Genomic DNA, 16708 nt, shown 5'->3' with positions numbered 1-16708 from the left:
GCTTGGCCGCGACTCTCGCCTTCTAAGTAATTGACTTCCTTGAATTTCTTCTAAGGTCCGTCACTAAGCACATCTCCGATTCCTTCAAACTGCTCGGCTGTTTCTCGAACTGCCGTTCCGACCGGTCTAGCTTTCGTTTCTTTCGTTTCGGCTCTCTCGTTCGGAGGTGAGGCCAATTATAGAATTTTCGGGAGGAATGTCAAGGGAAATTCTCAAAAAAAATTCACTTTTTTTCACTTTTTTCGCTAGCAACGAAATCTACCCACACTTCAGCACAGCTTATTCACATTCTATCCACAACTTTCTTTCTATGCCTGGCGATAATTTCCGCCGATGGCCCGATTTTTTCCCGAAACTTTTTCAAAAATCCTTGCGGATTTCCCTCTGCGGGGTCAAAAATTCTGAAAAAAGACCTCCTGACAGGCCCAAAAGCCTAGCTGCGAGTCTTGTTGATGCGATTATTCACCCGAAAAGCGGTAATGCAACCGTCTTCCCCGTCAAAAACACAGCAAATGGGGAGTTGCTTTTCTACGTGGGACTTTAACGCAGGGCTTGCGCCGATCAGCTCATAGTGAGGCACGTCCTCCTTTCGAAGCAGATAGCGGCCGTGGTTAGTGCGTACTCGCTTGCCGTATTTTTGACAAAGTAACACCAGCCGTTTGTCAATCTGGCGCTGGGCAAGTCGTTTCATTGCGTGTTCGGTAAAGTATTCCATTCGTTCCTCCTGATGGTCATTGCTTTATACCTCTTTATCGGTACATTTGAGCCATTGTGTAAACCACTTTTCAGAATTATTTCATATTTTCCCTATATGCTGAAAAGAATTTTGAAGACCATCGGGAAGGCAAACATCTCTAGAGCGGATTACAATTCAATCCGCGACAAGATTACCATGACGAACTACCGATCCCTGCGGGTCTACACCCTCATCGCAACGGTGTTTTTCGCAATTGCCTTAGTGGTCGCCTTGATCACTGGCGTTGACACCATGCGTCCCAAGGTTTACGCCTACGGACTAGGCACAATTCTTAGCGCAGCAGCATTTGCAATTACCTTAAAGACTGGCGACAAGAACCATCGCGTCATTCTCTGGATGGAGATTTTATTCATCTTCAATCTCTTCATCTTCGGCCTTAACCTGGCCTTGTTCATCGCGCCGCAGCAGCTGACCATATCCCTTATTGTCCTGTACATGATTGTGCCCCAGCTTTTTGTGGGGCGACCCATCCGGATACAGATTCCCGTATTGATTACCGATGTAGCGTTCATCGTGGGAGCAACGCTTGTGAAGCCTGCCGACATTCTCCCCCTAGAAATTGTGGACTGCATCGCATACAGTACCATCGGCTTGTTTATCGGATACTACACCTGCCGTTCTAGACTGAAGGGACTTTTGTTCGAAAAGAAAGTGTCCGAACTGAGCGGTCACGAACAACTTATCGAATACCTGAAATCCATGGGCAACATCTATGTGTCCCTGCACTACATTGACTTAAGTAATGGAACTTTCGCAAAGATTAAATCTGCTGATTTTATTGACGAAAGCCTGAAAGACCGCTACGAGAACTATAGCGAGCAAGTAAAAACAGTCATAACGGCAACCACCCAATCAAATTACTTGGAAGAGACGCTGGAATTCGTTGAATACTCCACTCTCCAGGAAAGAATGCGAGGCAAGCACACCCTTACCCACGAGTTCATGGGAAAGCATGTGGGCTGGTGCCGCGCCCGTTTTATCGCAGTGGGAGACGTCACTCCGAATTCCGTTCCTCGTTACGTTCTGTTCGCAGTGGAAAACATTGATGACCAGAAGAGTCGTGAAAGCAACTTGATTACACAGGCGGAAACGGAAACCATGACAGGCCTTCTGAACCGCCAGGCAGGCATTAGAAAAATCAAGCAGTGCCTTAAGGAAGAGAAGTACGGAATGCTCTGTATGTTCGACGTGGACAAGTTCAAGCAGGTGAACGACAACTACGGACACCGGGCGGGCGACGAAGTGATCATGGCAGTAGCGAACTCCATGCAGAAAGCCTTCCGCGGAGCAGACATTCTACTTCGACTAGGCGGTGACGAATTCGTAGTTTACGTATACGGCATCGTGAACGAGGAAATGGGCTCCCAGTTGATTTCCAGATTCTTCGACATCTTGAGCAAGGTGAAAATCGCCGAGATTCCCGACTACAGTATTTCCCTAAGCCTGGGTGCAGCGTTCTACCGCGGGGAAGAAAACCTGGACTTCGACGCCCTGTACCATAGGGCAGACTCCTGCACCTACGAGAGCAAGAAGATTGAAGGCAAGGCCTTCACCTTCTGGCGTTAATTGCTCATGAACCGATTTTACTTACGTCCCTGATCTCTCAAGCGGAAAAGAACGCAGGCGATATCTACAGGACGGGGCAGGCTCATTTCGCGACTTAAGCCCTGAGGCAAGTTGCGGAAACCCACATTCATGATCTTTTCGTTAATGTTGCGGATGGATTCCACAATGGACGTATCCTGAGCGGAGTCGCCATTGCTGATAGCATTCTGGCAAAGATTTAGCAGGATGAAACCAGCCCCCAGGCGCTGCTGACGGTCGGACATGGTCACCAGGCGGCTTGTATCCGAGACCAAAAAACCGATCTGGATCAGGTAATCACCGGACAGTTTCACCTTCACCTGACGTTCCACCGCGGAAGTGGGACGCACGCTATTTTGCAGGGGCTTGATATATTCGCCGAACGTGCGGGAAACAGGAGCCTTGAAGGGCGGCAGCGCCCCATTCTCGGAAGGCCGGCTTAAGGTTGGTAAGCCTGCCGAACCAGCTACGTATTCCGCCTTGTAATTGGCCATGACAATTATGTTGTCCGCAAGTTCCAGATAGTCACCGCAGGCGCCAGCCACGAGAATAAAGCTACGAATTGCGACGAGATTCCTCGACTCCGCTTCGCTGCGCTCGGAATGACATTCTCCATAGCAAATTTCGCGGATGCGGTCAGTCAGCGGGATCAGCGGTTCGCGGTCATCCCCAAGAAGTTTACGGACGCGAACGTCACGAATAAGGAAGTTCACTGCGGAAGAGTCTTCGTCAATGAGGAACGTGGAAGACCCCGCCTCCATAGCTTCCAGCAAGTTGGCCGCCTCGCTGGTAGAACCGGAGGCGCTGGCAGTTGTAAAGTCCTTGGTGGAGATGCCGCCGGGAAGGTCCCTGACAAATTGGGATAAGTCCGTACCGCGAACGCTGCGGCCATCTTCAACACCCACTCGAAGGGCACTTTCATCAATCACGATTCCTTCACGTCCGTCTCCCGGAATATGAGGGTAGACAGCGCGGGTCAATGCCTGAAGCAGGGTGGACTTGCCGTGGAATGCACCGCCGGTAATGACTGTAATTCCCTTAGGAATACCCATGCCACGAATATCTCGACCGTTCACATTCAGGGTGACCGCCAATTCAGCGGGAGAAGCAAACGGGATTGCCCCTTCCATCGGTTCCTGAGAAATTCCGGAGGCTCTGGGAAGTACCGCCCCATCGGGAACAAAGGCGCAAAGACCCCGACGGTCCAGTTCCTCGAGAATCACTTTACGATCCGCAAGAACGTTATAGTGAGCCATCAGTTCCGGCTTCACACCGCCTTCACAGCGGGAACCGTCATTATAGAGACTTGCAGAAACCAAATCCGGAAGGACCATGGTCAGGATTTCTGCCGCGGACTCGGACTGGATCTTACGTCCTTCGCCGGGAAGTTTCACCTGGAGGCAGGCTCGCAGCTCCCCATTGTCAATCCAGAGGGAATTTCGCACCAGCATTTCAGGTCCAGCCACGTCAAAGACGACGGCAGCATCCTTATCGGGATATCTTTCCTTCACCACCGCACTCATACGGCGCAATAAAAAATCAGACAGAGCCAGGCGACGTTCAAAAGTACTGCCCCATTCAGAGGGGTACCCCAGCATCTGGAGACTTGCCTTTATCAAGATTCGGGAGGCAGGGGCAAAGGGATCCCCCTGTACGTGGAGAAATTCCAGGGAGAAATCTCCGAAATCCCAGGGTTTTTCCGCCAAGGACTTGTACAGACCGTAGTTTTTGCCATTTAAAGTGCGAATTTTTTGATAAAGTGCTTTCATATTCCCAAAAATAACATTTGAAAGGTCCATTATTAACAAACATTTTTCATAAATCGGGGCTCATATTTTTAAAATCTTTATATTTTTAACGAGCAAGTTAATTGATAGGAGTTCTCTTATATGAAGAAGCTTTACATTTTCGCCCTTATGGTGGCATTCCTCTCCATCAACGCCTTCGCAACTGAATGCGACGGCGATGAACCTCCTGCCCGCAACAAGCCCGCAGTGGTCAACATCATTACCGAACCTCCTAACAGTGACGTGTTCCTGGGTGGCGAACCTCTCGGTAAGAGCCCCATTGTAAACCTGAACGTTAAGTCCGGCCGTCAGACTCTCGTGGTCATCGACCAGGGTTACGAACTGGTGAACAAGCGCGTGAACATTTGGCCGGGCAAGGACAAGTGCAACGACTTCAACTTCGGCACCAAGATTCCTAAGGGTCACATCAAGATCACTACCGTTCCGGGCAAGTGCAACGTCTACATCGATGGCGATCTGGCAGACAAGACCGATGGCGCTCCGCTGACCGTCCACAACCTGGAAGCTGGTGACCACCTGGTTCGTGCAGAATGCAACAACCGCAAGGCTGCAGAAGAACTGGTGACCGTGAAGGGTGAAGAAACCATCAACGTCACTATCGACACTTCCAAGAAGAAGAAGAAGTAATTCTCTCTTGTAAATGCTTAGAGTTTTCCCCGGTATTCCTACCGGGGATTTTTTTGTATCCTCAGAATAAATTATATTCTACCCCGTATATAAAAGGGAGAATCTATGAAACGCATCGTATTACTCTTGTCCAGCCTGTTGCTGCTTTGTTCCTGCGCCAATAAGGCCATGACTCGATACGAGACCCTGGCACCCGTTATGGAAAAGAAGGGATTTTCTGGTACCATCAAGGAAATCGACAAGAAGAAGGATGACCTCTACGGGGAAAAGAGCGCCTACCTTTATCACTTTGACCTGGGTACTCTCTATCATTATAACGGCGAGTACGAAAAGAGCAGCATGCACCTGGAACAGGCCGAACAGATTTACGATGATCTGTACACCCGTTCCGTCACAAACGAAGCTGCCGCCGTGGTAACCAACGACAATGTTCGCCCCTACCGCGCACGTCCCTTTGAAATCATTGTCATGCACCAGCTGCAGATCATGAATTACCTGGCCATGAAGAATGTGGACGACGCCCTGGTGGAAGTGAAGCGCGCCCAGATTGCCCTGGATGCCCTTTACCAGAAGGATAAGGACAAGGTGAACGACAACGGATTCCTCCGCTATCTCTGCGGAATTGTATATGAAATGGCCGGCGAAGATGACGATGCCGCCATTGCCTACATCAAGGCAGCCAAGGCCTTCAAGGAAGGCAACATCGACATGCCCAAGGAAGTGTGGGAATTCATCTGCGAAAGCCTGACCCGAATGGATCGCGTATCCGACTTGAACGCCCTGGGCTACAAGCCTGTGGAATCTACCCCCAAGGCAGATGACGTAAGAAAGCTGGGACAGGAAATCGTGCTGGTAGGCTATGCGGGTCACAGCCCCATTCTGGGCGAACTCTACATGTCCGGTACCTTCATTAGCGGCGGCTCCATGCACTTGAATTACAAGGACGCAAAGACCGGTAACATCAGCTCCCTCACCCTGGTGGCCCCCATTGTTCCTAACGCCGGTAGCGAAACCTTCCACATTGGCTTTGCCCTGCCCGAAAAGAAGCCCCTGAAGCAGGTCACCCATCACTTCTTTGCCAAATTAGACAACAGCCTGAAGGTCATGCCCGAAAGAGTGATGAACGTGGACAACGAACTGACCAAGAATATCGAGGAAGAAACTCCGGTAACTATCGGACGTACTGCCCTGCGAGTGGTGGTAAGAACCATCGCCGCCCAGGCGACCAAGAAGGCAACCCAGACAGGAAACGGACTTTTCGACCTGGTGAAGAACATTGGCGTGGACGTGGCCCAGAGCCAGTTGGAACAGGCGGACCTGCGAGTAGGACTTTTCATGCCTAACTACATCTACGTGGCACGTATCCCGGTGGAAGCGGGAACCCACACCTTGAATGTAAAGGCTATCAATAAGGACAATCAGCCCGTGGATGACTTCAACTTCAACAGCATCAACGTGGCCAAGGGACAGAAAAGATTCCTTTTTGTGCCTTCCATACGGTAATTTTGGGATCTTCGGGAATTTTAGACGTCCGTTTTTCCAATTTTTAATGTAATTTCAAGTCAAAACGTTTTTAAGGAGTACTTCCATGAAGTTTAAAGTATTTGCTGCTGCAGCTGCTCTGCTCGCAAGCCAGTCCTTCGCTATTTTGGGCGTCGGTGCTCATTATGCCCCCGGTTTTGGAACCAAGATGTCCGGCATGGATAAGCCTGCCGCAGTAACCGATGACGGAACCATCCTCGTAAAGCATGAAGGCTTCAAGGGCATCATGCAGGGTGTGGGTTTCAAGGCATGGATCGACATCCTCCCCATTATCGACGTCGAAGCAACTTTCAACATCCAGTTCGGCTCCTATGACGCAAGCCTCTACGTTCTCCAGGACAAGGAAGCCCTGTCCAAGATCCTTTCCGAAGGTGGCGAAGTAGATCCCAGCAATATTGACCTTTACAAGGAAATCCCCCTGAAGGTGGAACTGGGTGGCGTACCCTCCTGGGCAGAAGCTAACCCCAAGTTCTTCCACATGAACGGTGACTTGACCATCACCTACCCCATTACTTTCATTCCTATCATCCGCCCCTACATCGGCGGTGGTGTTACTTATAACCTGAACACCTTCATCCTGAACCAGAGCTTCACCTACAGTGTCGTGAATGGTATTTATGGTGCAGTCCTCCAGAGCATGAAGGACGAAATGGCTGAAGCCGCTTCCGAAGCTCTGAACGATCCGTCCAAGGCAGCCGACCTGGCAGCACAGATGGACCCGGCCCAGATGGCAGACCGTCTCGCCTCCCGCATTCAGGATCAGGCCGTGGATAAGATCAAGGAAGCAGCCCTGGAAGAAGGCCTGAAGACCAGCATCGGTGGCCACGTCATGCTGGGCGTTCGTGCCAAGCTCCCCATCATCCCCATTGCAGCTTACGCTAACTTCAAGTACTACTTCGGCGGTGACTATCCCACCGAAATTGACGCTGGCAACATGACTGCAGAAGTCGGTGTGGGCTTCGCTCTCTAATAGATTTAAAGATTAACTAGGTGTAAAATGACTCAGAATACCAGCAGTACCAACATCCTTATCATCGAAGATGAAATTGCAATCGCAGAAGGCCTCGTAGACCTTTGCGAATTAAACGGCTACCGTGTAAAGCACGTCATTAACGGCGAAGACGGCCTTGCCGAAGCTCTGTCCGGCCAGTACGGCCTGGTCCTTCTGGACCTGATGCTTCCCGGCATGGACGGTTTCACTGTCTGCGACAAGATTCGCGAACAGGACAGAAGCCTGCCGATCATCATCCTCTCCGCCAAGAACGCTGACGAAGACATCATCAACGGTCTGAAGTTCGGCGCCGATGACTACATCCCCAAGCCGTTCTCCGTTCCCATGCTCCTGGCCCGTATCGAAGCAGTGCTCCGCCGTAGCCGTCAGTCCATGGAAAACGAAGGCAAGCTGGTTGCTGGTAACCTGAAGGTCAACTTCCGCGAATACACTGGTACCCGCGGTGACGAAGAACTGGCATTTACCCGTAAGGAAATTGAAATCCTCGAATACCTGTGGAACAATCGCGACCACGCCGTTCCTCGTTCCGAACTCCTCCGCAAGGTCTGGGGTTACGAAAACGCAGAATCCGTGGACACCCGTACTGTGGACATCCACATTACCAAGCTCCGCAAGAAAATCGAAGACGATCCTTCTCACCCGAAGCTTCTGGTCACCTTCCGCGGCGAAGGCTACCAGATGCGCTCTGCACCTGAATGCGAACGCTAAACGTATCTGAAATTCTCTCTTACTTAAAGAAACACCAGGCGATTGTCAAAGACCGCCTGGTGTTTGTTTCCATTTTTCTAGTTATTGGCGTCCCGCTGAGCATTCTTTTTGTGCATACCTACCAGCAGTCTTCTGCTCTTGCGGAAAAGACCCAGCTGTACTCGGCAAACAACGCTTACCAGGCACTGTCCGACGATCTTACCCAGGATTTCAACGGAGAGAACAACCGTTCCTATAAGGTTTACGGCATCCTGAACTCAACACCTGTGATCGGCGGTTACAGCCCCCAGATTTCAGAATCCTTCTTCTTCCCGGATTCCGCGGGTCCTTACTGCTCCTTCGATGTAGAAAACAACCACTGCCGTAAAGGTCTAGTGGGACATTTCCAGATTGACCAAAGCAACACCCTTCTCACGCCGTTCTATCCCGACACCAACGCCATCGTGGGCAAGATGGTATGGGATTACTACGCTTTCGAAGATGAAAAGCAGAGACGTTCCATCAGGGATTTGATCAAGCAGCTTGTGGACACTCTTGAGATCCGTAACGAAATCGTGAGTCAGGAATCCTTCCAGGTGGTGGACTCTACGAAAGTGGCGGAAGCTCCCATTATCGACCAGCTGTGGGACAAGAATTCCAACATCAACATCCGCCGTACGGAAATTACTTCCGAAGACGAAGCCTTGACCTACTTCGTCGAAACAGCCAAGATGGACAGCGCCAACATGGGACGCATGCAGTTATCCATCGGTAATGACTTGAGCGTGGTTACTTCCCTATTCCAGGCTAAGTATTCCAGAGGCTACATCGTCTTCTATCGAGACATTGGCTTTGGCGCACTTTCCATGGTGCAAGGTTTTGTGGTCAATCAAAATACTTACCTAAACTACCGGCTGCTTAGTCTGCCCCGGGAAATTGCAAATCCGGATTACGCCGTGGAACTGGCCCTGGACGGCAAGGTGGAGAACACTCGTGGTCGCAAGAAGTTCAACAGCAGGCTGATCTTCGAGAAGAGTCTTTCCGCACCGTTTGAACAGCTTACCTTCCGAGTTTATTCCAACAGCGGTCAGCAGCTGGCCGGATACACCATCCTGCTGACAGGCACCATCCTGCTGATTATCATCGCCATCTGTCTGATTACCATTTACAGGTTTACCCGCAGTAAGGTGGATCTTGCCACCAAGCGTCAGGACTTCGTCTCCGCCATCACTCACGAACTGAAGACTCCTCTGGCAGCCATCAAGATGTATGCGGAACTCCTGCAAAATTCCTGGGTGGCAAACGAGGAAAAGAAGCAGCGCTACTACAACCAGATTGCAAGTGAAGCCGACCGCCTTTCCCGCCTGATCCAGAACGTGCTTAATTTGTCCAAACTGGATGGAAACCGCTGGAATGTGCAGCTGCGCATGGAACGCCCCAAGGCAGTCATTGACGACTTCTTGGCCACCTACAGCAAGAACGTGGAAAAGCAGGGCTTTGAGCTGACGGTCTCCACCGACATGGAAGCGGACAACATCCACCTGCTCATTGACCGTGACGCCATCATGCAGATCCTCATGAACCTGGTGGATAACTCCCTGAAGTTCAGCAAGAAGTCCGACTACAAGATGATCAGCATTGAACTTGCCATCAAGGGTACGGACATGTACATGGCTGTTCGCGACTACGGCCCAGGTATTCCTCCCTCCGAAATGAAGAAGGTGTTCCAGGAGTTCTACCGCGTGGAAAATGAAATGACCCGACAGACAAGCGGAACGGGTATCGGCCTATCCATGGTGAAAAAGCTTTGCACTTTATGTAATATGAAGATTGAAGTGGAAAACGCAAACCCTGGCTTAAGGACAAAAATTCATTTCCCCCCGCTGGAGCTGTAATTCAGTATGAATAAAAATCATATTTGCAACATTCGCAAGAATTGCAAATATGTATTTTTAGAGTAAGGGCAAGCTTTAAAAACCCAGCAACCATAAAAGGGATGCTATTATGACACAAGAAGATATTCTGCAGAATCCGACTGAATATGATCTTTCTATCGAAACTGTAGGCGTGGGAACCTTGAAGTCCCCTCTGAAGGGCCTACAGTACGTTTCCGACAGTGAACAGGTAAGCCTGACGACTGACGTGAAGCGCATCAAGCATTTCTACGAAACAGGCACTCCGGTGCCCAGCCTGGAAGCTGCTGGCCCCCGCGAAACCATTTTCCACGACCCGGCATGGACCCGCGCTGGCATCATTACTTGCGGCGGCCTCTGCCCCGGCCTGAATAGCGTGATCAAGGGCCTTGTTCAGACCCTGTGGTTTGACTACGGCGTTCGCAACATCTTTGGTATTCCCTATGGCTACCGCGGTCTCAATCCCAAGTATGGCTACTCTCCCAAGGTCCTGAATCCGGACGTTGTGGACGCCATCCAGGAAGACGGCGGCACCATTCTCGGCAGCTCCCGCGGTGAACAGGATCCGGCCATCATGGTGGACACCCTGATGCGTCTGAACATCAACATTCTGTTCTGCATCGGCGGTGACGGTACCCTCCGCGGCGCTCACGCCATTGCCGAAGAAGTGAAGAAGCGCAAGCAGCCCATTTCCATCATCGGTATTCCCAAGACCATCGACAACGACTTGAACCTCATTGACAGAACCTTCGGTTTCGAAACCGCAGTTCTCAGTGCAACAGACGTGATCACCTGCGCCCATAACGAAGCAAACGGTGCATTCAACGGTCTTGGCCTGGTGAAGCTCATGGGTCGCGACTCCGGCTTTATTGCTGCCTACGCAGCTCTTGCTACTACCGTGGTGAACATCTGCCTGGTTCCCGAAGTTCCCTTTACTCTGGAAGGCCTCTGCAAGGCTCTGGAAAGCCGCTACGACAACGGCAAGACTCACGCCGTGATCGCAGTTGCCGAAGGCGCCGGCCAGGAACTGTTCCTAGACCAGCCGGAACGTAAGGATGCTAGCGGTAACGTCCTGAAGAACGATATTGGTGAATTCCTGACCCGCAAGATCAAGGAACACTTCAACAAGGTGGGCAAGGAAATCAACATCAAGTACTTTGACCCCAGCTACATGGTTCGTAGCACCCCGGCCAAGGGTACCGACGCTATTTTCTGTTTCCAGCTGGCTGAAGCCGCCGTACACGCAGGTATGGCCGGTAAGACCGACATGGTGGTGGGCAGCATGAACAATGCCTTCTCCCACGTACCTATCGAATACGCCGTCAACGAACGTAAGAAGATCAACCCCAACGGAAACCTGTGGCACGCTGTGCTGGGCATGACCCGCCAGCAGGACTACTTCTCCGGTAAGGGCAAGGGTCACAAGTAACTCTACATAAATATTGCCAGGAGGGCGGGACGTAAAGCCCCCGTTCCTCTTTGTACCTTTTTGTTTATTGATTTATGCTGAAGAAAGAAGAAAAAGTTTTGATTCGCACTGCGCTCATGGAATATCGTTATTTATTATTTAAGACCTACCACGGCACCGACGAGGAAAAAGCTCGTATTGCCCAACTGAACAAACTGTTGCAAACCTGGAAAGTCTAGAATTAAGTTCGATACATGAGAGCTATTAGCGTCATACTGTTTCTTCTCCTGGCAGGAGTTGCCTTCGCAAACGAAGATCTTCGTGTTGCAGATTCCTGCTATGCGGCCCGTGCGGAACGCGCCAACGGGGACAAGGCAGACAAGAAAAACGCTCACCTGATGACAGAAAAGTACAAGGCAGCCATGGCCGATGCCTCCGTAGAGGAAAAGGCCACCGAAGGTTACGTCAAGAGTCTTTTCTTTACCATCCGTTTCGTAAACATCGACAAGAGCAAGCGCATGAAAACGCTGGACTCCATGAAGATCGATTGCGAGAACGCCTACAGGAAGTTCCCTAAGAACAAGGAAATCGCGCACGTCTACACCTCCATCCTTTCCATTTGGGGAAACGAACGTGGAGCCATGACCTCCGTGAAGGAAGGTGTGGCCAAGACGGTTCGCGATGTAGCCACTTCCGTCGAAGACTGGCAGGTACTGGGTCGCGCCCACTTTGTGTTGCCCTACGTCCCCATCATTCTTTCATGGCCGGACAAGAAGGAAGCGGACAAGTACTTGACCATGGCCATGAAGAAGGATCCCAAGGATTTGTACAACTATTTCTTCCTGGCGGAACTGCGTTTCGATCAGAAGCGCTATGCCGACGCCCTGGACCTCATTGAAAGAGGTCTAGCCCGCGGAGTACGCACCAACTTTTTCCTGGAAGACAAGCGCGGCCGTTGGCACCTGAAGGAACTGCAGAAAAAAATCAACGCAAAACTTGATAAGAAGTAAAAAAATATGAACTACAAGAAACGCGACCTCAATGGGGTCGCGCGTCTTTTATTTATTCTTTTGAACAGACAACTGTCTGCAAAGTATCGGATATTTCGAATCGAAGAGTCTCACCAACTTTGGTATATGACTCCACCAAGCGAATGTCGTTTTCAATCCATTCTTTCAAAGGATAGATAAAACACCTATCCTCAGTTCCAACAAACCGCAAGATAACTTGACTAGAATCAGATAAATCGTCCATAATCGCAACAACATTCGTAAGAGAACTCGGAAGATTTATGGAATCCTTCGCCATAATTTCATGAGAACGTTGCAAGCCATCATCATTCCATTTTTCAATGACAACAGTACTTTGGGTTGAATTGACATAATTGAAATAGGTCAAATCGCCAAAATCATCGGTTTCTCCACAAGCAACGAGGAGCAGCGACAAAACGGACGACAAAAATAAGAGATGCATCAAGGATGCCGCACCAAGGCAAAATATATGTTTCAACGGATCCTCCTAACGGACCAATATACTTTGTATAAACTATCTCATACAAGTTATCTAGCAATATAAAAAAAAAGACCAAATGTCAATATAGAATGAAAATACCTTTATAAAAAAGCAAAAGCGTCCGAGTAAAACCGGACGCTTTATTCTTTAATGTAATACTATGTATTACTGTGCTTGAACTGCAGTCAGGGCGATGGTATAGACGATGTCTTCCACCAAGGCGCCACGGGACAGGTCGTTCACGGGCTTTGCGAGGCCCTTTTAAACATGGCATGAACAAAAACCATCGTCTTTCCCCAGTCGTCGTTGTACTCGGAAGACATTTCTTTTGTTTCAACCTCTAGAGAAGAATCGCTCGCTGACTTGGTCGAGGTAATCCCGAAATCGGCACAGCAATTTTTGTTCTGTTTAATAAATGTACGGACAGAATCTTCAAGGGAGAGAGTCCTTTCTGATGCAAGAACAGAACATTGTTCGTCCCCATTCCATGCAACACAATAATAGACATCATCTTCAGTCAGATTTTCTAACAAAACTGGAAAATAGACATATTCAGGATCATCCTCAGCACAAGACGAGAGGAAGAAAATTGCCAAAACGCAAATAAACAGTAGTATTTTTTTCATTTTTACTTTGTCCAATAATTGAAAAGATTATTCATAGCATCTTTAGTATAAGATCTTCCATTAACTCCCGAGGGATATTTTTCCATTAAATAATTTTTTAATCCATTCAAACTAGATGAATTAAACACCCCCTTTTCTAGTTCAGTAATTTCAAACCCTTTCACCGCATCACCACTGGACACAACTCCATTTTTCTTTTTATAGTCTTTATCACCATCAATAAGATCTCCGAATATAGCAGTATATGTCTTATCATAATTATTATTCGCTGGCGAGCCATATTTTTTTTGAGTGAAAAAGTCCTCTACCCCCCTTGTATAGGTATTTCTAAACCCACTGGGTAATTTAAAAAAACTCCATAACGACTTCGATGTATTCCAATAATGAGAGGAATGGGCAACCTCATGTATCGTCGTTGAATATATCTGCTTTGACGTTTGTCCATACGCAAGAATACAAATATCCTCCACTCCCAAAGTCCCGTCATAGTTTCCTACGGAAGACTCTCCTCCATCAACAAGATTATCATAGTAATCTTTTTTATTCCTATAATACACCTCAATATCCAAACTCCAATTCGTCGCTGTATTCTGCCTCGGTCGTTTTAGGCCATAATTATCCCCGTACCAATACTGGTATGCGGCAGTCCAAACAACACACCATTTGGCAGTATCTCCTTTAAACGTTTGGTTCCAATCAGAATGCTTGCCATTCTTCTCAACCTCTAAATCTTCTCCGTAGAATGAATGTCCATCTTCAAGCAAAAACTCATCAGAATCAAAATTTGCTTCATAATCAATGTCAAAGCTCCACTTTTCCGGAATCGAGAAATGGCCATTTGCATCAGTATGGGCTTCGCGCCAATAATAGGAATATCCACCCGTTACACGAACACCAACCAAAGGCTGCTCTCCAAGATAATCATCCTGAAATTTCAGCGTTCCACCTAATTTTTTTGCACTGCTGAATAGAGACCACGCAGATTTCGTTTTTTCACCTATCATACTTTCATCGTTAAGGGATTTGAGGCGCTCGGCAAGATTACCAGTCATTTCCAAAGAATTCCATTCAACTTCGTGAAGAGATATTCCTAATTCATCCATCTTGGCAGAAGTTTTCTTTGCAAGTCCCTTCACAGCATTATCGCCCTGCACTTCGTCGGGTTCTACAAGAAAAAGTTCCTTAATAATTTCATATTTAGTTGGTCCAAATTCATAATCTACCGGAACAGTAGCAAAATAAGGAATAATAGAATCGGGCAGCGAGGGATCCTTATAAACGACAGGTTTCTTAATGGGTTTATAGTCCAAAGGATGCTTAAACAATACCAAGGAAGAGTCATACTTTTTTAATTCGTATGCGCCTTTCTTGCCTTCCGAAAGAAATCTTACATACAGATAATTCGGTTCAAAAGATAGTTGACTCGCTTCTGCCGAATCAGTAGCACTACGACTCTTTGTCAAGGCGGTCTTGCGTAGAGCCTCACTCATGTTTTCCACGGAATAAGGATCCTGGGCAGGATTACTGACTATAGTGGAAGAAATTACATTAACAGAAGAGTAACCCTCATCTCCCTCGGAATAGGAAACCTGAGGATTGGACATTTCAGAACAGGCGCAGAGCATCAAAGATGCTGCGCCAAGGCAGAATATATTTTTCAACGGATCCTCCTAACGGACCAATATACTTTGTATAAACTATCTCATACAAGTTATCTAGCAATATAAAAAAAAAAAGACCAAATGTCAATATAGAATGAAAATACCTTTATAAAAAAGAAAAAGCGTCCGAGTAAAACCGGACGCTTTATTCTTTAATGTAATACCATGTATTACTGTGCTTGAACTGCAGTCAGGGCGATGGTATAGACGATGTCTTCCACCAAGGCGCCACGGGACAGGTCGTTCACGGGCTTTGCGAGGCCCTGGAGCATGGGGCCAATAGCGATGGTGCCCTGAGCGGAACGCTGCACAGCCTTATAGCCGATGTTACCGGCAGAAAGATCCGGAAACACAAACACGGTTGCCTTGCCAGCCACAGCGGAACCCGGAGCCTTCAGGGAGCCCACGCTGGGAGTGGTTGCTGCATCGTACTGCAGCGGGCCATCCAGAGCCATGTCGGGGCGAGCAGCCTTAGCGATAGCGGTAGCTTCCTTCACGAGATCTGCGTCGGGACCCTTACCGGAATTGATGGTGCTGTAGGAGAGCATTGCCACGCGGCTGGGAAGTCCGAAAGCCTTTGCGGTATCATCGCACTGGAGGGCGATACCTGCAAGTTCTTCTGCGGTGGGGTTCAGATTAATAGCGCAGTCACCGTACACATAAGTCTGGCCGGGGAGGCACATAAAGAATACGGAGCTCACGGACTTAACGCCAGGAGCGCACTTGATGATCTGAAGAGCCGGGCGGAGAGTGTCTGCGGTAGAGTGGATGGCACCAGAAACGAGACCGTCCACTTCACCCATCTTTAACATCATGGTAGCAAGCATCACGTTGTCCTTAAGGGCTGCGCGGGCCTGTTCTTCGGTCATGCCCTTGGACTTACGGAGTTCCACCAGAGTGGGGACGTACTTTTCGGCAAGAGCATCGGAAGGTTCGATAATTTCGATGTTAGCGGGAAGCTTTACGCCCTTTTCTGCGGCGACGGCTTCGATTTCAGCCTTTGCGCCAATGAGGACGGGAACAGCAATGTTACGTTCTACGGCGATGGCTGCAGCCTGAACGGTACGAGGTTCAGAACCTTCGGGAAGAACGATGCGCTTGACAGCCTTGGAAGCCTTCTGGAGAAGACCTGCGCGGAACATAGCCTGAGAAGTCTTACGTTCGGCGGCGGGTTCCTTCAGGCTCTTGACGAAACAATCTACGCACTTCAGGAGGCGGGTGCAGCAGTAAAGGTCAGCATCTTCGTCCTTGCAGAAGATCTTTGCGTCCAGGGCGGTGGCCAGCTTGTCGTTGTACTTGTAGGCGGCAGCGTCACTCATGTCCTGAGCGCCTTCCACGATGACAACATCCACTGCGTTAAAATCCTGCTTGAGGAAGTCTGCAGCGATCTTTTCCATAAGGACAGCGCTGTTGCCGGACTTTAACATTTCCACGGCAGCGGCGCCATTCACGGACGGCTTGTAGGTTGCGGTCTTGAGGCCTACGGCGACAACTGCGTCACTAGCTTCCTTAACCTTTGCGGACATGTCCTTAGCGGCCACGAGATATACACGATTCATTTCTTAGCTCCT

The 16708-nt window shown here is 49.1% G+C and carries 15 protein-coding genes and 1 pseudogene; 9 read left to right on the top strand and 7 right to left on the bottom strand.

Annotation, left to right across the window (positions count from 1 at the left end):
* Positions 1 to 433: 433 nt before the first annotated feature.
* Positions 434 to 715 carry a DUF4258 domain-containing protein gene (locus BUB59_RS08285; RefSeq protein WP_073228381.1) on the bottom strand — a complete coding sequence of 94 codons (282 nt, stop codon included), beginning with the start codon at positions 713 to 715 and terminating at the stop codon, positions 434 to 436.
* Positions 716 to 811: 96 nt separating this feature from the next.
* Between BUB59_RS08285 and BUB59_RS08280 the strand changes: the two genes are divergently transcribed.
* Positions 812 to 2323, top strand: a complete 1512-nt coding sequence (locus tag BUB59_RS08280) for a GGDEF domain-containing protein (RefSeq protein ID WP_073228379.1) — start codon at positions 812 to 814, stop codon at positions 2321 to 2323.
* Between the two features lie 17 nt (positions 2324 to 2340).
* On the opposite strand, the gene BUB59_RS08275 is transcribed toward BUB59_RS08280, so the two are convergent.
* Entirely contained in the window at positions 2341 to 4110 is a 1770-nt protein-coding gene (locus BUB59_RS08275; RefSeq protein WP_073228404.1) for an ABC-ATPase domain-containing protein, read from the bottom strand.
* Between the two features lie 120 nt (positions 4111 to 4230).
* Here BUB59_RS08275 and BUB59_RS08270 point away from each other — a divergent pair, with 120 nt between their 5' ends.
* From BUB59_RS08270 to BUB59_RS08240, 8 genes are all read left to right on the top strand, one after another.
* Entirely contained in the window at positions 4231 to 4776 is a 546-nt protein-coding gene (locus tag BUB59_RS08270; protein WP_073228377.1) for a PEGA domain-containing protein, read from the top strand.
* A 105-nt stretch (positions 4777 to 4881) separates the two neighbouring features.
* Positions 4882 to 6279, top strand: a complete 1398-nt coding sequence (locus BUB59_RS08265; protein WP_073228374.1) for a COG3014 family protein — start codon at positions 4882 to 4884, stop codon at positions 6277 to 6279.
* A gap of 85 nt (positions 6280 to 6364) precedes the next feature.
* Positions 6365 to 7288: a hypothetical protein gene (locus tag BUB59_RS08260; RefSeq protein ID WP_073228371.1), complete on the top strand. Its 924-nt coding sequence runs from the start codon at positions 6365 to 6367 to the stop codon at positions 7286 to 7288.
* Positions 7289 to 7315: 27 nt separating this feature from the next.
* A complete protein-coding gene (locus BUB59_RS08255) occupies positions 7316 to 8038 on the top strand; it encodes a response regulator transcription factor (protein ID WP_073228368.1) in 723 nt (240 codons plus the stop codon).
* The gene (locus BUB59_RS08250; RefSeq protein ID WP_073228365.1) at positions 8026 to 9912 is read left to right on the top strand and encodes a sensor histidine kinase; all 1887 of its coding nucleotides are present in this window, start codon (positions 8026 to 8028) and stop codon (positions 9910 to 9912) included. The genes BUB59_RS08255 and BUB59_RS08250 overlap by 13 nt, the downstream gene beginning before the upstream one ends.
* Positions 9913 to 10021: 109 nt before the next feature.
* Positions 10022 to 11359, top strand: coding sequence for an ATP-dependent 6-phosphofructokinase (locus BUB59_RS08245; protein ID WP_073228362.1), 1338 nt, complete (start codon positions 10022 to 10024; stop codon positions 11357 to 11359).
* Between the two features lie 74 nt (positions 11360 to 11433).
* Positions 11434 to 11577, top strand: a complete 144-nt coding sequence (locus tag BUB59_RS15365; protein ID WP_159433351.1) for a hypothetical protein — start codon at positions 11434 to 11436, stop codon at positions 11575 to 11577.
* A 15-nt stretch (positions 11578 to 11592) separates the two neighbouring features.
* Positions 11593 to 12348 carry a tetratricopeptide repeat protein gene (locus tag BUB59_RS08240; RefSeq protein ID WP_073228359.1) on the top strand — a complete coding sequence of 252 codons (756 nt, stop codon included), beginning with the start codon at positions 11593 to 11595 and terminating at the stop codon, positions 12346 to 12348.
* 52 nt (positions 12349 to 12400) lie between these two features.
* On the opposite strand, the gene BUB59_RS08235 is transcribed toward BUB59_RS08240, so the two are convergent.
* From BUB59_RS08235 to pta, 5 genes and pseudogenes are all read right to left on the bottom strand, one after another.
* Positions 12401 to 12847 (bottom strand): hypothetical protein, encoded by a 447-nt coding sequence (locus tag BUB59_RS08235; RefSeq protein WP_143160293.1) that lies wholly within the window; start codon positions 12845 to 12847, stop codon positions 12401 to 12403.
* A 168-nt stretch (positions 12848 to 13015) separates the two neighbouring features.
* Positions 13016 to 13111, bottom strand: a pseudogene (locus BUB59_RS15810) (phosphate acyltransferase); the annotation flags it as partial.
* Positions 13090 to 13491 (bottom strand): hypothetical protein, encoded by a 402-nt coding sequence (locus tag BUB59_RS15500; protein WP_200778818.1) that lies wholly within the window; start codon positions 13489 to 13491, stop codon positions 13090 to 13092. The gene BUB59_RS15500 and the pseudogene BUB59_RS15810, both read right to left, overlap by 22 nt.
* Positions 13479 to 15137: a transthyretin-like family protein gene (locus BUB59_RS08220; RefSeq protein ID WP_143160292.1), complete on the bottom strand. Its 1659-nt coding sequence runs from the start codon at positions 15135 to 15137 to the stop codon at positions 13479 to 13481. The genes BUB59_RS15500 and BUB59_RS08220 overlap by 13 nt, the downstream gene beginning before the upstream one ends.
* A 170-nt stretch (positions 15138 to 15307) precedes the next feature.
* Positions 15308 to 16696, bottom strand: coding sequence for a phosphate acetyltransferase (pta, locus tag BUB59_RS08215; RefSeq protein WP_073228347.1), 1389 nt, complete (start codon positions 16694 to 16696; stop codon positions 15308 to 15310).
* Positions 16697 to 16708 lie beyond the last annotated feature (12 nt).

The sequence above is a fragment of the Fibrobacter sp. UWEL genome (assembly GCF_900142535.1).
In the GTDB taxonomy this organism is placed as follows: Bacteria; Fibrobacterota; Fibrobacteria; order Fibrobacterales; family Fibrobacteraceae; genus Fibrobacter.
The sequence above is the reverse complement of the archived record's forward strand: the minus strand, read 5'-3'. Positions and strand labels throughout refer to the sequence as shown.